14 protein-coding genes are annotated in these 24,431 nt (G+C 70.2%); 4 read left to right on the forward strand and 10 right to left on the reverse strand.

Annotated elements, in window-relative coordinates; translation table 11 throughout:
* Positions 1 to 198: 198 nt before the first annotated feature.
* Both WMF12_RS45105 and WMF12_RS45110 read right to left on the reverse strand, forming a co-directional pair.
* A complete protein-coding gene (locus WMF12_RS45105) occupies positions 199 to 1,428 on the reverse strand; it encodes an aminotransferase class V-fold PLP-dependent enzyme (protein WP_437854915.1) in 1,230 nt (409 codons plus the stop codon).
* A complete protein-coding gene (locus WMF12_RS45110) occupies positions 1,403 to 3,349 on the reverse strand; it encodes a YgiQ family radical SAM protein (protein ID WP_437854917.1) in 1,947 nt (648 codons plus the stop codon). The genes WMF12_RS45105 and WMF12_RS45110 overlap by 26 nt, the downstream gene beginning before the upstream one ends.
* A 514-nt stretch (positions 3,350 to 3,863) precedes the next feature.
* Between WMF12_RS45110 and WMF12_RS45115 the strand changes: the two genes are divergently transcribed.
* A complete protein-coding gene (locus WMF12_RS45115; RefSeq protein WP_437854918.1) occupies positions 3,864 to 4,538 on the forward strand; it encodes an RNA polymerase sigma factor in 675 nt (224 codons plus the stop codon).
* Positions 4,539 to 4,567: 29 nt separating this feature from the next.
* On the opposite strand, the gene WMF12_RS45120 is transcribed toward WMF12_RS45115, so the two are convergent.
* The 5 genes from WMF12_RS45120 to WMF12_RS45140 all read right to left on the reverse strand — a co-directional run bounded on the left by WMF12_RS45120 (position 4,568) and on the right by WMF12_RS45140 (position 12,514).
* The gene (locus WMF12_RS45120) at positions 4,568 to 6,349 is read right to left on the reverse strand and encodes a right-handed parallel beta-helix repeat-containing protein (protein ID WP_437854920.1); all 1,782 of its coding nucleotides are present in this window, start codon (positions 6,347 to 6,349) and stop codon (positions 4,568 to 4,570) included.
* A gap of 534 nt (positions 6,350 to 6,883) precedes the next feature.
* Positions 6,884 to 9,004: an FtsX-like permease family protein gene (locus tag WMF12_RS45125; protein WP_437854923.1), complete on the reverse strand. Its 2,121-nt coding sequence runs from the start codon at positions 9,002 to 9,004 to the stop codon at positions 6,884 to 6,886.
* A complete protein-coding gene (locus WMF12_RS45130) occupies positions 9,005 to 9,769 on the reverse strand; it encodes an ABC transporter ATP-binding protein (RefSeq protein WP_012241252.1) in 765 nt (254 codons plus the stop codon). It lies immediately after the preceding gene.
* 249 nt (positions 9,770 to 10,018) lie between these two features.
* Positions 10,019 to 11,713: an endo-1,4-beta-xylanase gene (locus WMF12_RS45135; protein ID WP_437854927.1), complete on the reverse strand. Its 1,695-nt coding sequence runs from the start codon at positions 11,711 to 11,713 to the stop codon at positions 10,019 to 10,021.
* A 210-nt stretch (positions 11,714 to 11,923) separates the two neighbouring features.
* Positions 11,924 to 12,514, reverse strand: a complete 591-nt coding sequence (locus WMF12_RS45140; protein ID WP_437854928.1) for a Uma2 family endonuclease — start codon at positions 12,512 to 12,514, stop codon at positions 11,924 to 11,926.
* A 263-nt stretch (positions 12,515 to 12,777) separates the two neighbouring features.
* Between WMF12_RS45140 and WMF12_RS45145 the strand changes: the two genes are divergently transcribed.
* Positions 12,778 to 14,421, forward strand: a complete 1,644-nt coding sequence (locus WMF12_RS45145) for an ATP-binding protein (protein WP_437854931.1) — start codon at positions 12,778 to 12,780, stop codon at positions 14,419 to 14,421.
* Positions 14,422 to 14,606: 185 nt separating this feature from the next.
* Here WMF12_RS45145 and WMF12_RS45150 read toward each other — a convergent pair whose 3' ends face one another.
* Positions 14,607 to 15,707 carry an LLM class flavin-dependent oxidoreductase gene (locus WMF12_RS45150; RefSeq protein ID WP_437854934.1) on the reverse strand — a complete coding sequence of 367 codons (1,101 nt, stop codon included), beginning with the start codon at positions 15,705 to 15,707 and terminating at the stop codon, positions 14,607 to 14,609.
* Between the two features lie 509 nt (positions 15,708 to 16,216).
* Here WMF12_RS45150 and WMF12_RS45155 point away from each other — a divergent pair.
* The gene (locus WMF12_RS45155) at positions 16,217 to 17,668 is read left to right on the forward strand and encodes a peptidoglycan-binding domain-containing protein (protein ID WP_437854936.1); all 1,452 of its coding nucleotides are present in this window, start codon (positions 16,217 to 16,219) and stop codon (positions 17,666 to 17,668) included.
* Positions 17,669 to 17,864: 196 nt separating this feature from the next.
* On the opposite strand, the gene WMF12_RS45160 is transcribed toward WMF12_RS45155, so the two are convergent.
* Positions 17,865 to 19,031 carry a hypothetical protein gene (locus tag WMF12_RS45160; protein ID WP_437854938.1) on the reverse strand — a complete coding sequence of 389 codons (1,167 nt, stop codon included), beginning with the start codon at positions 19,029 to 19,031 and terminating at the stop codon, positions 17,865 to 17,867.
* 732 nt (positions 19,032 to 19,763) lie between these two features.
* Here WMF12_RS45160 and WMF12_RS45165 point away from each other — a divergent pair.
* Complete coding sequence (locus WMF12_RS45165; protein ID WP_437854942.1) at positions 19,764 to 21,293, forward strand: sigma-54-dependent Fis family transcriptional regulator; 1,530 nt, start codon at positions 19,764 to 19,766, stop codon at positions 21,291 to 21,293.
* A 226-nt stretch (positions 21,294 to 21,519) separates the two neighbouring features.
* On the opposite strand, the gene WMF12_RS45170 is transcribed toward WMF12_RS45165, so the two are convergent.
* A complete protein-coding gene (locus WMF12_RS45170) occupies positions 21,520 to 24,387 on the reverse strand; it encodes a kelch repeat-containing protein (protein WP_437854945.1) in 2,868 nt (955 codons plus the stop codon).
* Positions 24,388 to 24,431: the final 44 nt, after the last annotated feature.

A 24,431-nucleotide genomic window follows, 5' to 3' on the forward strand; every position in this document is an offset into this window, starting at 1 on the left:
CGTCCTCGTCGGCTGTCAGGGCGGTGGCGCCGAGGGAACGTGCCGAGAGCGCGATGAACACGTCATTATCGTCTCCTGCGCCGTCTTCGTGCCGAGGAGCTTTGGGACACGATCCATCTTGGACTGGCACAGCTTGAGGTGCTTGTGCCGTGTCATGGTCATCATGGAATCGGACGATGCGCCACGCGCGGCGCCGACTCACCCCGTCGTTGTCCGCCCGAGCGCCTCGTCGACCGACAGCAGCACCTGCTCCCACTCGTCGAGCGCGTTGGGCCAGTGCGGCGAGAAGCGCAGCACGCCGTCCGGGATCGCGCAGGCGATCCCGAGGCGGGTGAGCTCGCGGTACAGCTCGACCACCGGGGCGCCGCCCGGCGGCCTCACCCCGAGCGAGCAACCCCGCAGCGCCGGATCTCCCGGCCGCAGGCTCTCCCATCCGCGCTCCCGGAGCGCCTCCTCGAGCGGGTCGAGGAACCGGTTCGCATGCTCGTGGATCCGCTCGACCCCGATCTGCAGGATCAGGTCCACCGCCGCCTCGAGCCCGGCGAAGCCCGCAGCATTGAGATTGCCGCCCTCGACGAAGTCGGCGCGCTGCCGGATCGGCCGGTCGTACCGGAGCTTGCCCGGGCCCTGGAGCAGGAAGCTCACGGCGTCCTCGTGGCTCAGCCAGCCCGCCACCGCGGGGCGCAGCGACGGCAGGCGCTCGCGGCGGATGTAGAGGAAGCCCGTGCCCTCCAGCCCCATCAGCCACTTGTGGCCGCCGCACGCGAGGTAATCGACCCCGGCCGCCTCCACGTCCACCGGCGTCGCGCCGACCGCCTGCACGGCGTCCACGCAGAGCTCGGCGCCGTGCGCGCGGCAGAGCGCGCCGATCGCCTCGAGCGGCATCCTGAGCCCGGTCTGGAACTGCACAGCGCTCACCGCGACGAGCCGCGCCCCGCGCTTGAGCTCGCCCTCCAGCTGGGCGAGGCCCGAGCCGCTGCCGTCCGCGAAGCCGCCGAGCGGCAGGAAGACGACCTCCAGGCCGAAGATCGCGGCCGCGCGCTGCCACGGGGTCACGTTGGCCGGGAACTCCCCCTCGAAGAGGATCACCCGGTCGCGCGGCCGCCAGGGGAGGCACAGCGCGATGTCCGTGAGCCCGCGCGTCGTGCTCTGGACCAGCGCGATGTCGTCAGCCGCCGCGGCGCCGATGAGCCGGCCGAGCTTCTCCCGCAGGCGGAGCCGCTGCGCGTACCACGCCGGGAAAGCGGCCGCCCCCTGCGCGGCGTAGTGGTCGAGCAGCGCCATCATCGCGAGGCGCACCGGCCGCGACGGCGGCGAGATCCCCGCGTGGTTCACGTAGACGAGCGGCGCGAGGTGCGGGAACAGGCCGCGGTCGCCGAGCTTCGCGGTGAACGCCCGATCCCTATCGATTTCGGCGGTGTGTCGCATCGGCTGGCTTCCCCCGGCGCTCCCCGCGGACCTTGGCGAGGTAGCGCGGCGGCGCCCCCTTGCCGGCCGCCGGCGGCACGAGGCAGTGCGGCTTCGTGCCGATGAGATCCCCGCGGCCCGCCTTGATCAAGGCCTCCCGCGCCTCGTCGTGGTGCGCCGGGTCCCAGTAGAGGAGCAGCGCCTTCTGGAGCTTCTTCTCGCGCAGGTCCTTGGCCGTGTACACCGGCTCCCGCGTGAGCGGGTCGATCCCCGTGTGGTACATGCAGGCCGCCATCGACATCGGCGTCGGGATGAAATCCTGCACCTGGCGCGGCCTCATCCCGCTCTTCTTCAGGTAGATCGCGAGGTCGACCATGTCCCGCAGCGTCGAGCCGGGGTGCCCCGAGATGAAGTAGGGCACGAGGAACTGGTTCTTGCCGGCCTCCTCGCTCGCGCACCGGAACTGCTCGGCGAAGCGCTCGTAGCTCTCGATGCCCGGCTTCTTCATCTTGTCGAGCACGTCCTTCTTGTTGTGCTCCGGGGCGACCGAGAGCTGGCCCCCCGTGTGGTGCGCGGCGAGCTCCTCGATGAACTCGGGCGACCGCTCCGCGAGGTCGTAGCGCACGCCGGAGGCGATGAAGACCTTCTTGATCCCCTGCTCCTCGCGCACCGCCTTCATCAGCTTGAGCAGCGGGCCGTGGTCGGTGTTCAGGTTCTCGCAGACCTCCGGGAAGACGCACGAGAGCCGCCGGCAGGCGTTCTCGATCGCCTCGTCCTTGCACCGCATCTGGTACATGTTCGCGGTCGGCCCGCCGAGGTCGCTGAGCACGCCGCGGAAGCCGTCCATGCGCCGCAGCGCCCGCACCTCGCGCAGGATGCTGTCCGCCGAGCGCGACTGGATGACCCGCCCCTCGTGCTCGGTGATCGAGCAGAACGTGCAGCCGCCGAAGCAGCCGCGCATCGTGACGACCGAGTGCTTCACCGTCTCGTACGCGGGGATCGGCGCGTCGTACGACCAGTGCGGCACCCGCGTGAACGGCAGGTCGTAGAGCGCGTCCATCTGGCCCGTCTCCAGCGGGAACGCGGGCGGGTTGAAGTACACCGCCTCGGCGCCGTGCGCCTGGAGCAGCGGGCGGGCGTTGCCGGGGTTCGTCTCGAACTGGAACGCGCGCGACATCTCCGCGAAGGCGCCCCTGTCCGCGGCCACCTCCTCGTAGCTCGGGAGGATCACCGCCTTGCCGTCGGCGACGTAGCGCGAGCCCTCGATGTGCTCCCACTCGCCCTTGCGCAGGGGGACGGCGGTGCCCCTGACGTCGCGGATCGACCGGACGGGCTCGCCGCGCCGGAGGCGATCGGCGACCTCCCAGACGGCCTTCTCGCCCATGCCGAAGATGAGCATGTCGGCCTTGGCGTCGAGCAGGACCGAGCGGCGGACCTGGTCGGACCAGTAGTCGTAGTGCGCGATGCGCCGGAGCGACGCCTCGATGCCGCCGAGGACGATGGGGACGCCGGGGAACGCCTGGCGGCAGAGGTTCGCGTAGACGATCGAGGCCCGGTTGGGGCGGAGGCCCACCTGCCCGCCCGGCGAGTACTGGTCCTCGCTGCGGACCTTCTTCTGCGCGGTGAGCTTGTTCAGCATCGAGTCCAGGTTGCCGGCGGTGACCCCGACCATGAGCCGGGGTACGCCCATCCGCAGGAGGTCGCTCGGGTCCTGGTAGCGGGGCTGGGAGACGATGCCGACCCGGAAGCCGCGCCCCTCGAGGAAGCGGCCGATGATCGCGGCGCCGAACGCGGGGTGGTCGACGTAAGCGTCGCCGTTGACGAGCAGGATGTCGAGCGCGTCCCAGCCCCGCGCGCGCATCTCCTCCCGGGTCGTCGGCAGGAAGGCGGTCAGGTCGCGGGGGGCGGCGCCGGCGCTTCGGCGGAGCTGGGTGAGGGGCACGGCGCCGTCACCCTACGGGCCGGGAGAGCGGGCGGCAAGGGGGCGGCCCCGGCGGGGGAGCGACGGGTGGGCGGGTGACCGCGTGACGGCGCCGGGGAAGCCCCGCGGGGCCGCGGCCGAGGCCGGCGCGCGGGGGGCCGGCGGGAGGGCGCAGCCCGCGTTTTCTCGGGAGAAACGCACAACTTGCACGATACCCGGCCAGCAGGTCACGGCTTCTGGTCACGGAGCATCGGATCTCCGGACGCGACATGAGGGCTGGCGCGCACCACGCACCACCGCGGCGGGCCGCGGCGTTTCACACCGCGTCAGTCGCTGGTGAGCTCATCAAAAAACGCTTCAAAATAAGAGGTTTTGGCGCGCGGGGGAGGGTTCCAAAACGACCCGGAAAGAGGGTCAGTAAAAATAATATGTGGAATCACGATCAGAGGATGACCTCCGCGCCAAACATCTCAGCTTCGCTGTGGTGCACGAGGTGGGCGTTCCCTTCCTTCGCGGGTTGCTCCGGGGGGTTGGCGTGGGGGCGAACGATCGCGAGGACGTGCTGCACGACGTCCTCCTCGCCGCTTACCGCAATCTGGAGACCTTCGACGCGAGCCGCCTGCTGCGCGCGTTGCAGGGGCGGCGCGACGAGGACGACTTCTTCGAGGACGACTTCGAGGACGAGGACCACGAGCCGGTGCCGCTCAGCGCGGTGCTCCCGTGGATCGGGGAGGGGCAGCCGCGGCGGGTGTGGGACTCGCTCTACCGGTGGCTCTACGGGATCGCGTGGCGGCAGGTCAGCCACTACCGCGACCGGGCCTATCGGCGCCGCGAGATCCCGGACGGCCTGCGGCTCACCGCGATCTCCGCCGGCGTCGACAGCCGGCCCCGTCTGGAGCAGCGGCTGGAGGCGATGGAGCGGGCCGAGGTGGTCGACGCGCTGCTCGCCAGCCTCGACCCGCAGCGGCGGGTCATGCTGGTGATGCACGACATGCTGGACATCCCGGTGGTGGACATCGCCCGGGAGCTCCAGATCAACGAGAACACGGGGCAGAACCGGCTACGGCTGGCCCGGGAGGACTTCCGGGCGGCGGTGAAGCGGCTCGATCCGGAGCAGCGGAGCGCGCTGCGCCTCGGCGACAGGCCGTTCGCCGCCGAGGCGACGACGCGCCGCCGGCCGGCCCCCCGGCGGCGCAGGCGAGGGAAGTGAGGCGGCGCAGCGCGGGCCCCCGCCGCTCGTCAATAAGGGCACGCCAGCACTTCCGGCGCGCTCGTGCCGTAGGTGCTCACGTCCGAGATGACGTTCTCTTCCGGAGGAAAGAGCACCTGCGCGCCGGCCGGCCCCGACAGCCAGCATTGCTGCTGGATGGATCGCGACTGCATCCCGCGCCAGGGCTCGCAGCGAGCCACCGTGCCGCCGCGGATCGTGACGTCGCTGGCCTCGATCCTGATGCCGGGAAAGGAGCCCGACGCGAAGCGCAGGGCATTGTCGAAGACGAGCAGGTTCTCCAGGGTCACATCCTCTACCCGGGCCGAGGTCGCGGGCAGCGTCGTCCGCGAGCTCAGGAGCACGCCGTAGAGCGCGTTTCCCCAGGACCAGACGTCCCAGAACGCCACGCCGGCGCCTGCCTGCACGTGGACGCCATGGCTCCCGTTGTAAGCGAACTTGACCCTCTTGATCAGGATCCCCGTCGGACGTTCGTCCTCGATGGGGCTCGCGAGCACGACGCCGGCGCCGCCGTTGTGATGAAAGTAGCTGTCCTTGACCACGACGTTCTCCGGCACCGGGCTCGGGATCCCGGGCCCAGGGGAGATCTGGGTGGAGATCCAGAGGCCATGCCCGCCGCTGACCGTGGTGGAGCCGTCGCCGGGATGGATCATGTTGTGGTGGACATGGCAGTTTCGCACGGTCACGTTGGCGGTGACGATCTTGATCCCGCTGGCGCCGATCGGGCCGTTGATGTTCCTGATCTCGCAGTTCTCCACGAGGATGGGCGGCGTGTCGTGGTACCCGGCGATGGAGGACAGGTAGATGCCGCTCTTCGAGAAGCCATCCACGAGCACGTTCCGGATGACGCCCCCGGAGCCCCAGGTGAAGCCGATGCCCTCCAGGTTGCTCGGCTTGCAGGAAGGTAGCTGGGGAACAAGGGGCGCGTAGCGCATGATGACGTTCTCCACCTTGCAGTCCGAGCAGGTGTTCAGCTGGATGCCGCTGTTCGCCGTCCTGCGTGGCCCCTCCGTGATCGCGATCTGCAGATTGCGGATCCAGAGCCCCCGGACCGCGCTGATGATGGTCCCGTCCGGCTTGACGACCCTGGTGACCTGGATGGCCCCGGGGTACTGCTCCGGATTGCAGGGGATCGCCACGAGGGTCGCGGTCCGGGGATCGCCCGGGCTGGCCTCGGGAGACAGCTCCGGCCCCTCCAGGGTGAGCGCGTCATGGTGAGGCCGCAGCGGGGTGCGCAGCACGTAACGCCCGGCAGCGAAAGCCACGGTGCGCCTGCTGGCGCTCAGCGACGCCGCGCACTCGATGGCCGTCGCGATGCCCGGGCTGTCGTCGACGTTCGTGCTGCGGTCGACGGATGCGTCGGCGGAGAAGGGCCATTCCGCCGGCCTCGCCAGGTAGGGCAGGACGTTGACCACGCCGTCCGGGTCGACGGAGCCTGGCAGGCAGCAGGCCGCCCCCTGGCAAGCATTCAGGTCCTCGTGCAGCGTCCTCGTCCCCGGGCAAACGCCGTTGGCGGGGCAGAAAGGCCCCGTGCAGATCGGCGATTGCGTGGCGTAACCGGGGCAGGAGATGCCGGTCGTCTGGTCTGCCAGGAAGGGCGGCTCGGTGTAGGGCAGATCAAGGCTGCAGAAACCCTGGGAGGACACCGCGCGCTCCTCCGGAGGAGGGTGATATCCCCAGCCCGCCTCGGAGCGGGCGGTGCTGGCCGGGGGCACCGTCGCTCCGGCTGGAGCGGAGGCGAGCGCGAGCAGGGCTCCGATCCAGATCTGCAAAAACCGCTGGTCCAATAACACACATACCTCCTCTCGGACGAGGGTCGATCCGTCGCTGTCAGTCACCACCAGGAGCAAGGAGCGAGCGCAGAAGTCGAGCGGAGCACCGCTGTGCCAAGGAGAGGCTCACCTCCTCCGGGGTCGCCGCGACGCGAGCACACCGATGTCCCGCTCTCCGTGTCCGGCCTGAGCGATTTTCATGAGCGGGCGCGCCGCGCGGCGCGGCGGCCCGTCCCGGCGGGCGCGGAGAGCGCACGTCAACGCCAGGGACGCTGGGCGCGCGGGCTCGCCGTCAACGGCTAGCGAGGCTGTCCGTGACAGTTATTTTCGAGAGCGACATGCCCGTTGCGGTGAACGCGCCGGAAGCACCGTCGCACATGCCCGCGGGGATGTGGTCGCGCCCACGATATGCCACGTGGCTTGTCATGCTGAACGCCTCTGCGCAAGCGCCGCGTCCGAGCGCTTCGTGGCGTCCCGCCGAGGGCGATCGGGGGAGAAGAGCCCGCGACGGCCGGGCCAGTTTCGTGAAGGACGGGCGCGCGCTCCTGCTCGTGGTCACTCGTAGTGGACCGACTCCGCCGCGTTGCTCCGCCCCGCGCTCCGCGCGGGATAGAGCGACGCGAAGAGCGCCACCGCGGTCGCGCCGAGCGCCGTGAACAGGCCGTACTCCGGCGGGATGCTGAGCTCGACCTCGAAGGTCGACACCGTGCGCAGCGCGCCGAGCGCCGCGGAGCCCAGGGGGATCCCGAGCAGCACGGCCAGCGCGCCGCCCAGCGCGCCCACCAGCGCGCCCTCCATCAGCACCATCCGCCGGACCTGCCCCGCCGTCATGCCGAGCACGCGGTGCAGCGCGAGCTCCCGGCGCCGCGCGTGCAGCGCCAGGACCATCTGGTTCGCGACGCCGATCGCCGCGAGCAGGGTCGTGAAGCCGAGGATCATGTCGAAGATCACGAAGTCGCGCCCCGTCGCCTTCCGGCGGATGACCTCGATCTCGGCCCCCGTCTGCATCCGGACGTCGCGCGCGCGCGGCACGTCGGCGAGGAGCTCGGCCCAGGGCGGCGTCGCCGAGCCGCCGCGCGCCGCCGCGGCGCCGGTCCGGGGATCGGCGAGGGCGATCGTGTGGCCGATCGCGGTCGCGTACGGGGAGATGACCGGGAAGTCGGACGCGTCGATGACCGCGTACGTGCGGAGGTTGCGGTACGCGCCGGCCGCGTGGACGTAGCCGAGCTCGTCGGTGATGCCGACGACCTCGAGGCGGCGCGCGCCGGCGCGGCCGCCCACCTCGAGCAGGTCGCCGGGGCCGACGCCGAAGCGCCGGGCCATCATCGTGGAGACCAGCGCCTTGCCCGGGCCGAAGCGGCGGGCGAGCGCGATCGACTCGGCGCGGCCCGTGGCCTCGGCGAGCGCGAGGAGCTCGTCGGCGGGGACGGCGTAGGCGACGTTGGGCCACGGGGTGCGGCTCGAGAAGCGCGCCGCGACGAGGCGCTCGGGCAACCGCGGCAGCAGGCGCTCGGCGTGGCCGAGCGGCTCGTCCGGGTAGAGGAACGCGTAGGGCGCGAGGGCGCGGCCGGCCCAGGCCGAGACCTCCTGCTTGAGCGCCGCCGTGGCGATGTGCAGCGCGAGCAGGAGGGCGAACACCATCATCACGCCGCCGACGCTCCAGGCGAGCTCGTGGCCGCTGTGCTCGACCCGGCGCCGCAGGAGGAGCCGCTCGGCGGCCCAGCGGCGCGGCGCGAGGCGGACGGCGAGCGCGCCGAGGCGCGCGACGAGGTCCGGGACGAAGACGATGGCGGCGAGGAACGCCGCGCACGCGAGGCCCGCCTCGAGGACGAAGAAGGCGAACAGCGGGACGGACTCCTGGAAGAACGGGCGCAGCAGGCCGTAGACGAGCACCATGAACGGCAGCGCGAGCAGCGTGACGCCGCGCATGCGCCGCCGCTGCTCGGCCCCGCCCTCGACGAAGCGCGGGCGCAGGGCGCGCGCGATGTCGAGGCGGAGCGCGTCGCGCACCGGGCGCAGGACGCCGAGCAGCGCGGTCAGGGCGCCGGTGCCGCAGACGAGCAGCATCCCGCTCCAGGGCAGGACGATGGCGTTGAGCGGGATGCGCGCGCGGCCCGTCGTCGTGATGCCCGCCTTCGCGGCGAGGTACGCGAGCGGGATCGACCCGAGCAGGCCGAGCGCGGCGCCGCCGACGCCGAGCAGCAAGGCCTCGAGGACGAAGACCGCCGCGACCTGCGGCGGCAGCGCGCCGGCGCTGCGCAGCAGGGCGATCTCGCGGCGGCGGCGCTCGACGGCGACGTTGAACGTGAAGAAGACGATGAGGGCGCCGACGAGGAACGCGGAGAGCGAGCCGAGGCGGATCGCGGACCGCATGATCTCGTAGTCCTCGTGGGTCTCCTCCTGGGCGTCCTCCGCGTCGATGGGCTGCCCGTCGGGGCGGAGGCCGCGCAGGGTGATGGTCTGATCGGTGAAGACGGGGAGGTCGGGGTTGGTGACGGCGCTCCTCGCCTCGACGGCGCGCGTCCCGACGTCGAGGATGAGGACGACGTTGACGGTGGCCGTGCCGAGGGCGACGCCGAGCACGGCGGCCATGGCGCCGAAGCGGTCGGCGCGCAGGTTGCGCAGGGCGAGGATCCGGACGAGCGGCTGAAAGAGGGCGCGGAGGAGGAGGAGCATTCAGATGCCGAGCTCTTTCAGCCGATCGTGGACGGCGGCCGAGGTGACGGCGGGGCCCGCGAGGGCGGCGTCGTGCAGGAGCAGGCCGTCGCGCATGAAGACGACGCGGTGGGCGCGGGCGGCGTCCTCGGCGTTGTGCGTGACGAGGAGCATGGCGCTGCCGGCGTCGCGGAGGGCGTCGGCGAGCAGCGCCATGATGCGGCGGCCGGTCGCGACGTTGACGTTGCCGGTCGGCTCGTCGGCGAGCACGAGCGCGGGGCGGCGGACGAGGGCGCGGGCGATGGAGATGAGCTGCATCTCGCCGCCGGACATCTGCGAGGGCAGGTGCTCGGCGCGGGCGCGCATGCCGACGCGATCGAGCATGCGCGACGCGGCGTCGTGGTCGGGGGCGGCGCCGTCGATGAGGTAGGGGAGGACGATGTTCTCGTAGCCGGTGAGGGTCGGGACGAGGTTGAAGAACTGGTAGACGATGCCGACGCGGCGGCGGCGCAGGAGCGTCCGCCCGTGCTCGTCGAGGGCGGCCATGTCCTCGCCGAGCACGCGGATCTCGCCGCGATCGGGCGACTCGAGGCCCGCGACGCACGAGAGCAGCGTGCTCTTGCCGACGCCGGAGGGGCCCATGATCGCGCACATCTCGCCGGCGTGGATGTCGAGGTCGACGCCGCGGAGCACCTCGATGGGCGTCGCGCCGAGCGCGTGGGACTTGTGGAGGTTGCGGACGCGGAGGACGGCCTCGTCGGAGGCAGGGGTCGAGGGGGTGCTCATGGGCGTGCGCGGTGCCGGGCTCGTCGAAATTACCGCGTGGATGATACCGTCAGGGGGTTCGACGATGCGTGTCTCTCCGCTCACGGAGACAACATTTTATGAAGGACGGCGAGGAGTGGGCGCGCCTTGCGCTCCGGGTGACCGGGGAAGAGGGCGCGGAGATCGCGGTCGCCGTGGCGGGCGAGGAGATCGGGTAGGGCAATGCGCCGGCGGGGCCGCGGGTCGAGCGCTCGTTCACCGGCGCGTGGCTCAGCGCGCGGACAAGGGCTGAATCTTCACCTCGGCCGCGCACAGCTCCACGTCCGCCGATGGTCCGTAAAGCTTGAGCTCGACGGCGGCAGGCGCCGCGTTGAAGCCGAGGCCGAAGTTGCCCGCGAGCTCGATCCAGCGCCCGTCGGCGGCCACGATGGTGGCGAGCGAGAGGTCTCGCGGCGCTTGCCCTTCCTCGGTGATCGTCAGGGCGGCATTGACGGTCTGGCCGCTGGCGCCCCCCACACGTATCCAGCTGGAGAACGTGAACGGGCCCCCTGCGGAGAGCGGCTCCACCAGGGCTTCCTGGCGGAGCCCGTGGCTCGTCTCGGTCCGTCCGCTCACGCAGGCTGCAGCACCTTCGCGCTCGCTCGCGGCGCCCACGCTGAGCTCCCCGCCCGTCGCCGCCCAGCTTGCGTCGCCGCTCGCGAAATCTCCGTTCTCGAGGACGTTGTCTCCCACGACGGAGCGCAGACCGCGCAGCCCGTCCAGCGTGCCCTCGTAGGCCGGCTTGGCCACATACTCTCGGTCGTACAAGAGCGCGTCGTCGGGATCGCCGTCGTCGTTGATCCAGGAGTGCTTGTCCGTGAAGCCCCAGAACGTCACCGCCTCGCAGCCGGGCTCGGCCACGCAGGCGCCCACGATCTGCTGAAACGCCACGCGCTGCGCCTGCCAGCGGCTGTCGCGCGTGCCAGGCAACAGCAGGGTGCGGGCGTCGAGCTCGCTGATGTTGACCTTCAAGCCCAGGTCCGCGAAGCGGCGGATGTTCGCGCGGAGGTTGCTCTCCGCCGGATAACGATGAATCGAGACGTGCGACTGGAAACCGATGCCGTCGATGGGCACGCCTCTGGCCAGGAGATCTCGTATCATCTCGTACGTGAAGTCCGACTTGGGCCCGATGCGCTCGATGCCCACCTCGTTGTAGAAGAGCAGGACGTCGGGATCGGCGGCGCGCGCCCAGCGGAACGCGTCCTCGATGTAGCTGGGCCCGAGCTTCCGCCAGAAGATGCTCTCGGTGTACCTGGAGCCGCTGTTGATATCCACGGCTTCATTGACGACATCCCAGGCGCGGATGCGGCCCCGGTAGCGGGCCAGGGTGGTCTCGATGTGGCTCTTCAAGGCGGCCCTCAGCTCGTCCGCGCTCATGTCCTCGTTGAGCCAGGACGGGGTCTGCTGGTGCCAGACGAAGGTGTGGCCCTTGATGGCCTGCTCGTGCTCCTCGGCGAACGCGACGATCTCGTCGGCGTCCGCCCAGGCGTAGCTGTCGGCGGTCGGCGCGAGCGGACCCCACTTCATGGCGTTCTCTGCGGTGACGTAGTCGAATTCGCGGGCGAGGATCTCTCGATACACCGGCTCGTCCCGCAGCGCGCTCGCGTCCACCGCGGCGCCCAGGAGCTTGCCGGCCGCTGCGGCTGCTCTCCGCAGCTCCCCGAGCTCGTCGCCGCCGGTTCCACCGGTGCCGCCCTCACCGCCGGCTCCGCCAGTGCCGCCCTGGCCTCCGGCTCCACCGGCGCCGCCTTGGCCGCCGGCGCCGCCCTGGCCGCCGGCTCCACCCGCACCGCCCTGGCCGCCGGTTCCACCAGCGCCGGCGTCGCCGCCGGTTCCGCCAGCGCCGCCCTGCCCGGATGCAGCCGGAGCGGGGTCGTTTTCCCCGCACGCAACCCCCGCTATCAGGAGGCATGCCACCAAGCTCACAACGCGCGGCGCAGCGCCGAATCTCGCGGGACGCTTACGCTCTTCGTTCTGGAAGACTGGCCGGCTGTCGGGGAGCACGATGTCGCGGAGCGGATGGGTCATTGGCGCGTCCTGGGCTTTCGCCCCGCCCGGGCCGGGCGAGGGGCGCGCAGGATACCAGAATTGGCCGTGCCCATAGCGATGGCCGGGCGTTTACGGCGCAGCAGCCTGCTACTCCGCCCAGAGCACGGACAGGTCGAGCTCGATGGCCTCGAACGGCACGACGCGAACGCGCGCGGCGTCGCGGTAGACGGCCGCGGGTCCCCAGCGACGATCCGCGTCGAGCGCGTGGGCCTCGAGGGTCCGCGCGATCGGGTCGACCAGCCATGCATACCGCACGCCCTCGCGCGCGTAGATAGGCATCTTCTCATCACGGTCGACCGCCTCCGTGGATGCGCTCAGCACCTCGCAGATCCAGTCTGGAGCGACCGCGAAATAGGTGGTCTCGGGCAGCTCGGGCATGCGCTCGCGGCGCCAGCCGGCGAGGTCGGGCACGAGCACGTTGACCTCCCCGGGCGCGTCCGGATCGGGGAAGTGGAGCTCGGGTTCGACAAGGCTACGCCAGCCTCCTGGCCCACCCCGCCCCCGCTGGAAGGGCCCGAAGAGCTCCCCCAGCAGCGCGCTCTTGGCGCTCGCATGCCGCGGTGCCGGCCGGGGGAACACGTGCAGGGTGCCGCGGACGAGCTCCGCCACCTTGTTCGGCGGGACGGCGCCGAGGTCGGCGTACGTGGCGCGGCGCTGCTTCTCGGCGGGCTGGCCCATGGGCGAAGCCTGCCCGGGGGCGGGCGGCGAGGCAAGGCGGTGAGAGCAGACGAGGTCGGCGCGCCGGTCGGGGCGGTGACCGGGGCAGGGCGACGACCGCGATCACCAGGGCGACCCCGAGCGCCTGCGGGTTTCGCTGACCCGGAGATCTGGGAATGCGTCCAAGCGCTCGGGTGGTGTGATCCGGAGCCTCGGTGACGCGCACTGGCAGGAGCCCCGTCGAGCCTCTTAAGGATCATCTCGACAAGGATGTGAGGGTGTCGATGCGGACGATCAAACAGATCATCGCGGCGCGCGCATCAGAGATCGTCGAAGCGTGGGCCAGCGAAGCGAACAGGGCAGCGGCGGCGCGGGGGCTGGCGAGCCCCGAGCTGACGAACATGATGCCCAAGTACGTGCAGACGCTCGAGCGCGGATGGGACGGGGAGGACGTGCGCCGCGAGCGAGACGAGCTCATCGAGAGCCATCTGTCCTCACGCTTGCGTGCTGGCTTCAGCCTCGAGGAGGCGCTGGAAGAGTTCGCCATCCTCGGGCGCGCGATCGTGCGCTCCTGGGCCATCGCAGGCGCCGAAGAGCAGCCGAGCTTGGAGGAGATCGATCGCCTCTTCGCCGAGATCCACGCCTGTTCCGTGTTCATAGCGCGAGCGTTCCGGCAACACCTCCTGGAGGACGAGCAAGCCGAGAAGCGCTACCTGCGGCTGCTCCATGACCCGTTCTTGCAGCCTTTCGGCGGAGAGGCGCCCCTGTCGTCGGGGCGTTTGAGGAAGGTCCTTGAGGTCGTCATGGAGTCGATGGACGCCGATACGGCTGCGCTGCTGTTGCACGACATCAGGAGCGGGAAGCTGGAGATGGTCGCTTCGGTGGGCCTGGCCGATGAGCCGTTCGTCGAGTACGTGCGAACCGTCGACGCATCGTCCTTCGCAGGCGCCGTCGCCTTGCAGGACTATGCGATGTCGATGCGCGACGTGGAGACCACGTTGCTCGACGTGCCGGATAGACTCCGGCACAGCGGCATCCATTCGCTGCTCGGCATCCGCCTCCCGCCGCAGCGTTCTCTCATGGGTGTCGTGTACATCGGCCTCCGTGAAAAGCGGACGTTCACCGCCCGTGAGACGCGGCGCATCGCGGCGGTCGGCGAGCGGCTCGCGCTCCACCTCGATAGCGCCAGACTCTACACGGAGCTGCTCGATCAGCTCGGTGCCCTGCGCGTCGCGCGCGAGCTACGAAACCAGTTCGTCTCGGTCCTGGCGCACGATCTCCGCGGTCCGCTGTCGGCCGCGAGGATGGCTGCGACGCTGCTCGCAGCGCAGCCGGACGCGAGCGGGCCGGTCGTCGCGAAGCGGGTCGAGGTCGTCGTCCGCAACCTGGATCGGGCGGACCGCATGGTGACCGATCTGCTCGACGCCGATCGGATTCACGCCGGCCGGCGTCTCTCGCTCACGCTGGAGGAGTGCAACCTGAGCGACCTCGGCCGCGAGCTCGTCGACGAAATCGCGGCCGATCACCCTGGCCGCATCGTGCTGCACGCAAACGGGGGCGTCCGAGGGATCTGGGGTGCCTCGGAGCTGCGACGCGCGCTCTGGAACCTGATTTCGAACGCGCTGAAGTACGGCGCGAACGACGCGCCGATCGCCGTCGCCATCACGAAGCTGCGGGAAGGGGTCGAGGTGAGCGTGCACAACGAGGGCGCGCCGATCCCGCCGGAGGCGCAAGAGACGCTGTTCGATCCGTTCACGCGCGCTGCAGGCGAGCACGGCGCACACGGATGGGGCCTCGGTCTGATGCTGGTACGCGCCTGCGCCGAAGCCCACGGCGGGAGCGTCGATGTGGACAGCGCTCCCGGTCGCGGTACGACGTTCACGATGCGGCTGCCAGCGGACGCGCGGCCGGCCCAGGGCTGTACGTGAGGCGCTCTGCTCGTCTCCGCCGGCCGCCTTGAACAGGCAACCAGCTACGCCGGCTCTCGGAGGTGAAGCCGGGGCGTGTCTTCGCCGAGCGAGCACAAGCGGATTTCCTGGCCAGGATGTCTCGATGCCGAGCCCGAGCGCCACTTCGACGTGGGCTCAGCGGGCCAGGAACCATGACCGCGGGATCAGCCAGGCGGCCGGCGGACGCCCAGGTCGACGAGGCGTGGCATCACTTCATCCTTGAAGTACGAGAACTCGCTGGTGTAGTCGATGAATCCGAGGGTGAGGCCCCGGACGCCCGTGTCACGGATGCGCCGGATCTCCTCGGCCACATGGCCCGGATCGCCGACGATCGAGTAGTGCCCGTGCGCCGCGGCGAATCGCTGCCGGAACATGGCGTAAAACTCCGGGGAGAAGGACTGACAGCCCATCCCGAGCAGATGCATGAGGTTGTCGGTCGCGGGCCAGTCGGCCATCTCGCGGGAGAAATAATCGTGGTACTCCTCGGCCTGCTTCCGGGTGGGACGACAGACGATGCAGGCCGTCGTGTACACGTCGATGGAGCGACCCGCGCGGCGCGCTGCCTCCTTGACCGTCGCGACCTCCTCCCGGCACGCCTCGGGAGAGACGAGGATGTTGAACAGCAGATCGCAGCGCTCGATCGCGAAGGCCCGGCCGGCGCTGGACGTCCCCGCGTTCATCAGGGTGATCTTGCCACGCGGCTTCGGCTCCCCGATGAGCCCGGGAAGATCGAAGAATTTGCCCCGATGATGGCCGGGCCCGTTTGCCGTCCACAGCGCGCGCATCACGTCGAGCCAGTCCTTCGTGTACTCGTAGCGCTCATCATGCTCGCGCAGGGGAATGCCGAACATCTCGAACTCTTCCTTGTCCCAGCCGGTGACGATGTTCAGGCCGACGCGCCCGGGGCCGATGTGGTCCATCGTGGCCAGGTGCTTCGCCATGACGATGGGGTGCACGAAGGGCGTGTGCACGGTCGTGAAGACCTTGATCCGCTTCGTGATCGCGAGGATGCCCGCCGCCCAGACGATGGGGTCCAGCGTGGCGCCCTGAGGGTCGGATTCGCCGCCGTAGCCCTTCCAGCGCGCGAATGGGATGTGGAAATCCAGGCCCGCCGCCTCGGCTGCGAGCGCCAGGTCGCGGTTGTTCTCCCAGGTGGGATACCAGCGCTCGGGGACCTTCGACATCGAGTGGCCCGTGCCGTTCGGGCCGAACATCCCTAGCTCCAGATGCCCGCCCTCCGCTGCTGCTCCTGCGATCGGTTTCATGGCTGATCCTCCGGCCGGCATCGTCTCACGCCCTGCGCTGCGCGCGAAAGAGGGCACATGCGGCCGAGCGCGGCGCAGCTCGCGCGAGCGCGTTGCCTGCCTGATCCACGCTGGACGACCGGTATATCGACGTGCTGTGTGGGCTCGGGCGCGCGCTCCTGGCGGGACGGAATGCGGCGTTGAATCCGTTCAGTGGTCAAACTCAGGTCTTTGCGAGAGGCCAGATCATGGATGCGCTGCGGGCGCTGGATGCCATGCCCGCCGAACAGAGGGCGGCTGTTGCGCTCGTGTGAGCTCCAGCAGACGCTCGGCAAGAGCTGAAGGCTCTTTGCACCGGGCGGATCGTCGCGACCCGAGGAGAGAGATAGAAAGGAGTCCCACGATCGAGAGCACGACTTCGCGGTGCCGAACCAGCGCGCACCGCAGCGCCGCCTGACGCGCGCACCGACGGGCGCGGCGTGGTATCCTGGGACGGATCCAGCGCGCCTGGTGATCGCAGGAGGGGACCCATGGGGGACAGCGGGAACACAGGGCTCGGCGCCCCCGAGCTCGCGTCGAACGAGGTGTTGAGCGCGGTCGCGGCGGGCACGGCGACGCTCGCGCAGGGGGCGCACGGTGACGGCGTGCGCGCCCTGCAAGAGGCGCTCAGCACGCTCGGCGACGCGATGAAGGCCGACGGCTCGTTCGGGCCGAAGACGCACGCCGCCATCGTCGCGCTGCAAGCCGCGGAGGGCCTGCCGCAGACGGGCATCGTGGACGCCGCGACGATCGCCGCCCTCGACAGGCGCCTCGGGGTCCGGCATACGGCGGCGCTCGACGAGGCCATGGCCAGGGCCGCGGGGCTCAGCCCGGAGGAGGTGGCGGCGCTCGGCCGCAAGGCGACCGCGGTCCAGACGTCCGCCGCGGCCTCGCGCCACGATCAGGGCTATTTCACGGACGCGAAGGGGCTCCCGCGGGTCGTTCCTGGGGCCGAGCCGGACCCGGACACGCCGCCGCCCGCCGTGGACTCCGTCGGCGATGGGCCCGCGGCTGCCGCCGCTGGCGCGCTCGCCGCCGATCGGAGCGCGCGCCTCGACGAGGTCCGGCGTGCGCTCGTGGGCGACGCGCGCGCGCTGGCCGCGCTCGGCAGGCTGCTCGCCGCGGGCCGGCTGCACGCGGGGGCGCTCCTGCCGAACCTCGCGACCATGGCGGGCGTCCGGCGCGATGGCAGGCTCGTGCTCGAGGGCGGCATCGATCCGCACCTCGTGCTCGCGCAGGCGATCCGGCACGTGGACAACCCGCTGCGCGTCAAGCAGGGGGCGCGCCACGGCACCTGCGGCGCGGGAACGATGGAGTACGTCCTGCTACGCGCCGATCCGGCGGAGTTCACGCGGCTCCTCGACGGGATCACGCGGGAGGCGGGCGAGGTGACGCTGCGCTCCGGCCGCGTGCTGAGGATGCCGCGCAACGCGATCCAGCGCGACGCCTCGGGCCGCATCGACATCGACCGGCTGTTCCAGTCCGCGCTCATGAACCACGCGACCCTGATGAGCTGGATCTTCGATTACGACAACCCCGAGGACAACGACTCGTTCTGGGCTGCTCTGGGGGGCGACTCGCGCGTCCCGCTCGGCAACTTCACGAGCCTGTTTCAGGACATCATGGGCGGCAGCTACACGAGCGTGTCGGCGCTGCTGCGCAGCGGCGCGTCCGTCGCTGACGATGTCGCCGGGGCCCTGGGGCGCGGGGAGAAGGTGCCGATTCTCCTGAAGTGGGAAGGTGGCTACCACTGGGTCGCGGGCGAGAAGATCGAGCGTGGCGCCGACGGCACGCCCGCGTCGGTCATTCTGCGCAATCCTGCGGGGTCGGACAGCTGCCAGGGCATCCCGCCCCGCGCGCCGCTGCCGGAAGGGTGCGGGCGGTTTCGCATGAAGTACGCCGATCTTGCGGCGCATATCCACGGCGCGACCATCAGGGGATGAGCCTGTCGGGGACGCCGGACGCTACGAATTCGCCGAAGCGTGAATGTCAAGGATCTTGTTTTTTTTGAGGGCTCGGACGGCGGCCCTGCCGCGCTTTGCGGCGAGGCCGACGTCGAGCATCGCGTGCTGGGCCAATGATTGGCCTCCGGGACGCCGGGACGCCGGCCGGTCCGGGGACATCGCTACGGAGCGCCCTTCACCTTGACGGGTTGATATTAGAGAACGACAAGACCTCGGCCGTCGTCAACACGCCCAAGCCTGCGTCGTCGCGGGTCCTGCCGCCGACCACGTAAAGCATGTATTTGTCTTCTTGATTGTTGCCCCTCATTTTCCTCAAGCTCGTTGCGGGGGATTGCCTCGAGCTATTGAGCTCCGGGATCACATAATCGTCGGAGGAGATGAATCTAGGATCTCGATGCCGGACATCAATGATATCGATCCGGCGGAGCGGCTGATCAGGCTGGCACGCGCCGCCCGTGCAATTCGCGTCGCCGCCGATCAGCAAGAGATACTTGTCGTCCACGTTCCGTACGCCGAACCGGGTTCGACCCACGCCAAAATTGTCATACAGCGTCCACTTGTCTCGCGTGATGTCATACGCTTCCAGGGATCGGAGCGACTCGCCGATGGATGAATCGCCGCCGGATATCGCATAGATGGACGTTTTTCCTCCCCGCGCGACAGCGGCACAGCCCATATGCCTCCGCTCCACGTTCATGCTCGCCACCTGCTCCCATCTGTCATGCGTGATCGAATAGTAACGGACGATCGAGAGGGAGCCTTCGGCGTTGGGGTCTTGTCCACCCATGATATAGATTCTCTTTTCGGCCTTGCCGCCGAATTCGTTGCCTTCGCGTATCTCCACTCCGACCGCGCAGCAATCCTCCGCTTTGAGCTCCGGGCCGAGTGATGACGTGGAGAGGTGTTTGAATTTGTACGTGTTCGCGTTGAAGGAATACACCGAATCGGTGCCGGAATCATCGCATGTAAGATAATATTCGTCGTCGAACTGGACGAATCCATTCGTGGTTGTGAACCACGGTTCCGCCACGGCGGCGTCGGCCCCTCGATCTTTCCACTCCTGCTGGGACGGCGGTTTCGTCAGATTCAGCGTGTACACATTGTGGTTCATCGGCGTTGGCGGCGACGGAGGGCCGTTGCCCAGGCCGCCGAAAAGGACCAATTCGTTCTTTTCTTCGTGGATGATCGATGTGAGATGTCGATACCCTTGACCGTTCGGCAATACGTAGGGTTGGATCCGGAATTCGCCGTCGATCACAGCGCGCCTATCAGCATGACCAGGGGATGCTGTTACCGTAACGAGCGCCAGAAAGGTCGCCGGAACCAGATTTTTGAAGAGCATAATTGATCCCCCCATTCGTATGGCAGGGACGAAGAGCCGAGCCTCCGGCGTCCTGCCTTTGTAAGCGTTCGCAATGCGCATACCGGGAAATAGGGGCACGAGCGAGATGTGGCCAGTGGTTGGGATATCCGCTCTCGTCGCACCGCGTGTATCTGGACATTCGGGGGATGTGCACGCGCGTGACACTCATTGCAGCATGCTCCCGGAATGTGAGCAAACTCGCACCCCGATGCGTGGGGCTGGCGCCGCCCCTGTCAACCAGGGAACGCCCCGGCCGGCCTGCGCAACCAAGCACCGCAATTGCGGTGGCACGGCGCCTCAGACGGTCTTTCCATGCGCCTTGTTGCGCCGGGCCCGGAGGGCAGGACCAGGGGCCCGCCCTCCATTCTCGGCTCTCTCTCCACAGAGTTCCAGGGGCAGCCTGTCTCCCCCGACATTGGCACAGAGGGACCTGCCGATGGCGGGCGCTAACCCCGCGATCTGTGGTCGGCCGGACGATTCCGTGACGCTTCCGGCGGTGCCCTCGGCGCGTTCCGCAGGAGGTAACGCAAGCCGACCCCTCCCCGACCCGATGCAGCCCGGACCACGCCCTCGGCAAGCAACCGGTGCCAGGTTAGTGCGCGCGCGGGCGACCAGCCATTGGCCGCGACGCTCCCCGGCGGAACCGCCGACGCCACGGGGAATCGCTCTGTGCACCCTTCCCCCCTCATCGTACCCTGCGCTTCTGCGCCCATGGATCTCTACCCCTCGCTCCTTCAGATCGTAAGGATCCTCCTCTCGGAGGACGATGACGCGAAGGCCCCCGAGCTCGTCCTCCGCCGCGTCCTCGAGGCCACGGGCGCCGACCGCGGCTTCATCGTCGTCCGTGAGGACGGCTCCTACGAGCAGAAGTTCGCGGTCCACTTCGACAAGGCGAGGATCTCCGACAAGGAGCGCAAGTTCAGCCGCGGCCTCGTGCGGCAGGCCATCGAGACGCGGCAGATCGTCCACCTCTCCAGGGACGCCGACGAGCCGCGCTCGTCGCTCCTCAAGAGCCTCGAGGAGTCGGGCGCGTCCGCCGCGCTCGTCGCGCCCCTCGCCCACGGCGCCGACGTCTACGGCGCCGTCTACGTGGAGTACAAGTCCCGGGCCGCCAGCGCCGAGGCGCTCCGCTTCGTCGCCGAGTTCGCCGAGCTCGCAGGGCTCTTCCTCAAGCGGGCCCTCGAGCGCGAGGCGCTGCGCCGCCGGAGCCAGCGCCTCGAGCGCGATCTCTTCGCCCGCTACGATTTCGAGGGCATCGTCACGCAGGACGCCAGGATGCTCGCGCTCCTCAAGACGGTCGCGCAGGTGGCCGACTCGGACGCGACCGTGCTCGTCCGCGGGGAGACGGGCACCGGCAAGGAGCTCATCGCCCGCGCGCTCCACGTGAACAGCCCGCGGCGCAGCAAGGCCTGCGTCACGCTGCACACCTCGGCGCTGCCGGGCAGCATCCTCGAGTCGGAGCTCTTCGGCCACGTCAAAGGCGCGTTCACCGGGGCCGACCGGGACCGCGTCGGGCGGGTCGCGTCGGCGCAGGGAGGCACGCTCTTCCTCGACGAGGTCGCGGAGATCGCGCCCGACGTGCAGGCGAAGCTCCTGCGCTTCCTGCAGTTCGGAGAGATCCAGCGCGTGGGCTCCGACCGGACCGACAAGGTCGATGTCCGCGTGATCGCGGCGACGCACCAGGATCTGCCGGCGCTCGTCGAGGCAGGGAAGTTCCGGCGCGACCTGTACTTCCGGCTCAAGGTGATCGAGATCGAGATTCCGCCGCTGCGCGAGCGCGCGAGCGATGTCCCGCTCCTCGTCGAGCATTTCCTCCGTACCTGCTGGAAGCGCCCCGGCGAGCGGCCCCGCTTCACCGAGCGCGCCGCGCGGGCGCTCCGCGAGCATGCTTATCCGGGCAACGTGCGCGAGCTCGCCCACGTGGTGGAGCGCGCGTGCATCCTGGCGACGGGACCGGAGCTCGACGTGGATCTGCTCCCGCCCGATGTGGCTCGGCCTCCGGGCCCCGGGCCCCTGGCGCCGCGCTTCTCGCGGCTCTCCGCCGACGAGCTCGATGCGGCGCGCGAGGCGGGCGTCGCCGAGCTGGAGCGTGCGTTCCTCGTGGCGCTGATGGATCGGCACGGGGGGAACGTCTCGCAGGCGGCGCGGGAGTCCGGGTTCAACCGGACCTACCTGCAGAAGCTCCTGGCGAAGCACCGGGTCGCCGGCGCAGGCGGCCGGCGCCCTGCCTTCGATGGGTGACGGACGCCGCCGGCCTTTGAGCCGCCAAGCCGGATGCGCCGGTCTTGACCGGCGCGTCCGGCCTGGTGGTCCGCTCCCCCGGCCGACTTCCCGCAATAGAGCTACCAGACGCTCGGGAACCTGCCGGAGCCCGAATGGCTCACCCACAAATTCTTCTGAGGAGGCACTTACCCATGCATCGAAGGGGCCGCCTTCACTCCACAGCCTGCGAGAGCCTTCTCGCGTTTCAGCGCCTGCGGCGGCGCGCGAACAGGGCGCCCAGGGCCACGAGGGCCGCGAAGCCGCTCCCGCTATTCTCCGCGGATCCGCGTGCGGCGCGGCAGCCGTCGCCCGGCTCTTCGCCGTCGCCGGAGCCGCCGGTGCCGCTCACGCCACCCATACCGCCCTGACCGCCGGAGCCGGCCATTCCACCGGCGCTGCCTGCGCTTCCGCCCTCGCCTGCGCTTCCGCCCTCGCCTGCGCTTCCGCCCTCGCCTGCGCTTCCGCCCTCGCCTGCGCTTCCGCCGGAGCCGCCGGAGCCGCCCATTCCGCCGGACCCGCCCGCGCCTGCGCTTCCGCCGGAGCCGCCCATTCCGCCGGACCCGCCCGCGCCTGCGCTTCCGCCGCTGCCCTCCGGGGTGACGCCGCCCTCGTAAATCTCCGTGCTTGCATGCGCCTCGGGGTCGCCGTCCCCGGACGAGCAACCTCCCAGTAGCCCCCCGAAGACCAGGACGCGATTGCCATCGAGCAGCACGGACGACGGAGAGCTGCGTAGCCTGCTCAGGTTCGGCACCATCGACCAGCCATTCGTCCCGGGGTCGTACACCGCGGCGCTCCGGAGGTCGCACTGGCTGCCGCCCGTCCATTCCGTGCCGCCCGCGATGAGCACCATTCCGTTTCCGAGCAGCGTGGCCGTATGACGTCGGCGCGCGACGTCCAGGGGCCCGGTCACCGTCCAGTCATTCGTCGCCGGCTCGTAGACCTGCGCGTGCGGGACGTGCGGCGCGCCCATGACCAGCACCCGACCATCACCGAGCAGCGTCGCCGTGAAATCGGCGGGCGGCATGAGCAACGCCTGCGTCGGCGTCCAGGTGTTCGTGGCCGGGTCATACCGATCGGCGCCGTTGCCGCTCACCACGAGCACGCCGCCGTCGAGCAGCCTCGTCGCCTGGTGCCCGGAATGCGCGAAGGTCAGCGTCCCCGCCGGGGAGAACGTCCCCGTGGCCGGGTCGTAGAGCTCCGCCGTCGCCGGATTGCCAGCGCCGCCGCTCACCAGCACCTTCCCGTTTTGCAAGAGGACCGCCGAGTGCCCCGAGCGCGAGACGCCGAGCGAGCCCGTCGCGTCCCAGGATTTCGTCGTCGGATCGTAGAGCTCGGCGACCGCCGTCCCGCCGCCCACGACGAGGATACGATCGTCGGGGAGCCGCAAGAGAGCGACGCTCGGATCGTGGTGCGCGACCATGGCGCCGGTGAGCGTCCACGTATCGCTCGCCGGATCGTATGCCTCGGCCGTCGACGGAGAATCACCGCCCACGACGAGGATCTCGCCGGTCGAGACCCGGATCGACGCGGGCTTGCGGCGCGCCTGCGAGAGCGACGCGACGCTGCTCCAGGCGTTCGTCGCCGGATCGTAGAGGTCCGCGGACAGGGTATCGTTCCAGTCGTTGTCGTACCCGCCGGCCACGAGCACGCGGCCATCGGCGAGCTCGGCCCACGTGCCGTCTTGCCGCGGCACGGGCATGTTCCCGGCCGGCGTCCACGGGGACTGGCAGCCGACCGGCAACGCCCCGACGCAAGCGCCCGCCTGGCAGACGCCGTTCGCCGTGCAGCCGTCGGCGCTGCCGCAAACGGCTCCGCTCAGCGGCGTGCAGGTGCCGTTCGCCGACGCGCCTGCGCTCACCGCGCACGCGTCACACGAGCCCGCGTCACACGCGGCATCGCAGCAGACACCGTCGACGCAGAAGCCGCTCGCGCATTCGCCCGCGAAGAGGCAGGAATCGCCCGGGGCCGCGAGGGTGAGCCTCTCGACGGTCGCGCTCCCGCCGCCGGCCACGAGCACCCGCCCGCCTGCGAGCGCCGTGGCGGTGTGGCGGCTCCGGTCCATGTTCAGGGACTTGCCGAGCGACCACCTCCCGCTCGCCGGATCGTAGACCTCCGTGAGCGCGCCGCCGCCGGCGACCAGCACCCGGCCATCGGCGAGCGGCGTGGCCGTGTGGTTGTGGTGGGTGACGTTCATCGGCGTCGCGGTCGTCCAGGTATCGCTCGCCGGATCGTAGAGCGCCGCGCTGCGGTTCGTGGAGGAGAACCCCTCACCACCGTAATCGGTGTAGCCGCCGGCGACGAGCACCTTGCCATTCGCGAGGAGCGTCGCGGTGTGCCCTTCCCGATTCTGGATCGAGCCCGCGGCGGTCCACGTGCCCGTAATCGGATCGTAGATCTCCGCGCTGCCGATGGGGTCGCCGGATGCGTCCACCCCGGCCACCACGAGGACCTTGCCGTTCGGCAGGAGCGTGGCCGTGTGGGAGGAGCGCACCTGCGCCAACGGGCCCGCGTCGGTCCACGTATTCGTGACGGGATCGTAGATCTCGCTCGAGCCCATCACCCACTCTTCGAACTCGCCGGCGGCCACGAGGATCCGGCCATCGGGCAGGAGCGTCGCGGTGTGGCGTTCGCGCGGCGTGACGAGCGGCGCGGCGAGCGTCCATGCATCCGCGGCGGGGTCGTAGATCTCTACGACCTCGGTCACGCCGCCGGCCACGACGACCCTGCCGTCCGGAAGGAGCGTCGCGGTGTGGCCGGTGTGCCGCGTGCTCATCGGCGCGACGAGCACCCATGTATTCGTGGCGGGGTCGTACACCTCGGCCGTCTCGCTCGCTCCGCCGGCCACGAGGACCTTCCCGTCGAGCAAACGTGTCGCCGTGTGCCTGCTCCGGGCGACGTTCATCGGCGGCGCCATGTCCCAGCGTGGCGCCGTGAGCGCAGCGACAGCCGCCCCGATGCCTTGCTCCTTCACGCGGCTTCGCGGGGTATCGGCCTCATCGCATCCGAGCGCCGCAGCGAGCGGCGCGACGAGGATGACGGGGGCGAAGCGGCGCAAGAACAAGGCTGAACGCATGCTCGACGATAGCAATCTCGATGTTCTGGCTGTCAAGAAAAATG

This window comes from Sorangium sp. So ce363 (assembly GCF_051520435.1).
Taxonomy (GTDB): Bacteria; Myxococcota_A; Polyangia; order Polyangiales; family Polyangiaceae; genus Sorangium; species Sorangium cellulosum_B.

Bases quoted from the DNA above. Each gene is read 5' to 3' on its own strand.
- WMF12_RS45125 (WP_437854923.1), bottom strand. From the start codon at position 9,004: ATGCTCCTCCTCCTCCGCGCCCTCTTTCAGCCGCTCGTCCGGATCCTC.
- WMF12_RS45130 (WP_012241252.1), bottom strand. From the start codon at position 9,769: ATGAGCACCCCCTCGACCCCTGCCTCCGACGAGGCCGTCCTCCGCGTC.
- WMF12_RS45150 (WP_437854934.1), bottom strand. From the start codon at position 15,707: ATGAAACCGATCGCAGGAGCAGCAGCGGAGGGCGGGCATCTGGAGCTA.
- WMF12_RS45105 (WP_437854915.1), bottom strand. From the start codon at position 1,428: ATGCGACACACCGCCGAAATCGATAGGGATCGGGCGTTCACCGCGAAG.
- WMF12_RS45170 (WP_437854945.1), bottom strand. From the start codon at position 24,387: ATGCGTTCAGCCTTGTTCTTGCGCCGCTTCGCCCCCGTCATCCTCGTC.
- WMF12_RS45140 (WP_437854928.1), bottom strand. From the start codon at position 12,514: ATGGGCCAGCCCGCCGAGAAGCAGCGCCGCGCCACGTACGCCGACCTC.
- WMF12_RS45145 (WP_437854931.1), top strand. From the start codon at position 12,778: ATGCGGACGATCAAACAGATCATCGCGGCGCGCGCATCAGAGATCGTC.
- WMF12_RS45165 (WP_437854942.1), top strand. From the start codon at position 19,764: ATGGATCTCTACCCCTCGCTCCTTCAGATCGTAAGGATCCTCCTCTCG.
- WMF12_RS45155 (WP_437854936.1), top strand. From the start codon at position 16,217: ATGGGGGACAGCGGGAACACAGGGCTCGGCGCCCCCGAGCTCGCGTCG.
- WMF12_RS45160 (WP_437854938.1), bottom strand. From the start codon at position 19,031: ATGCTCTTCAAAAATCTGGTTCCGGCGACCTTTCTGGCGCTCGTTACG.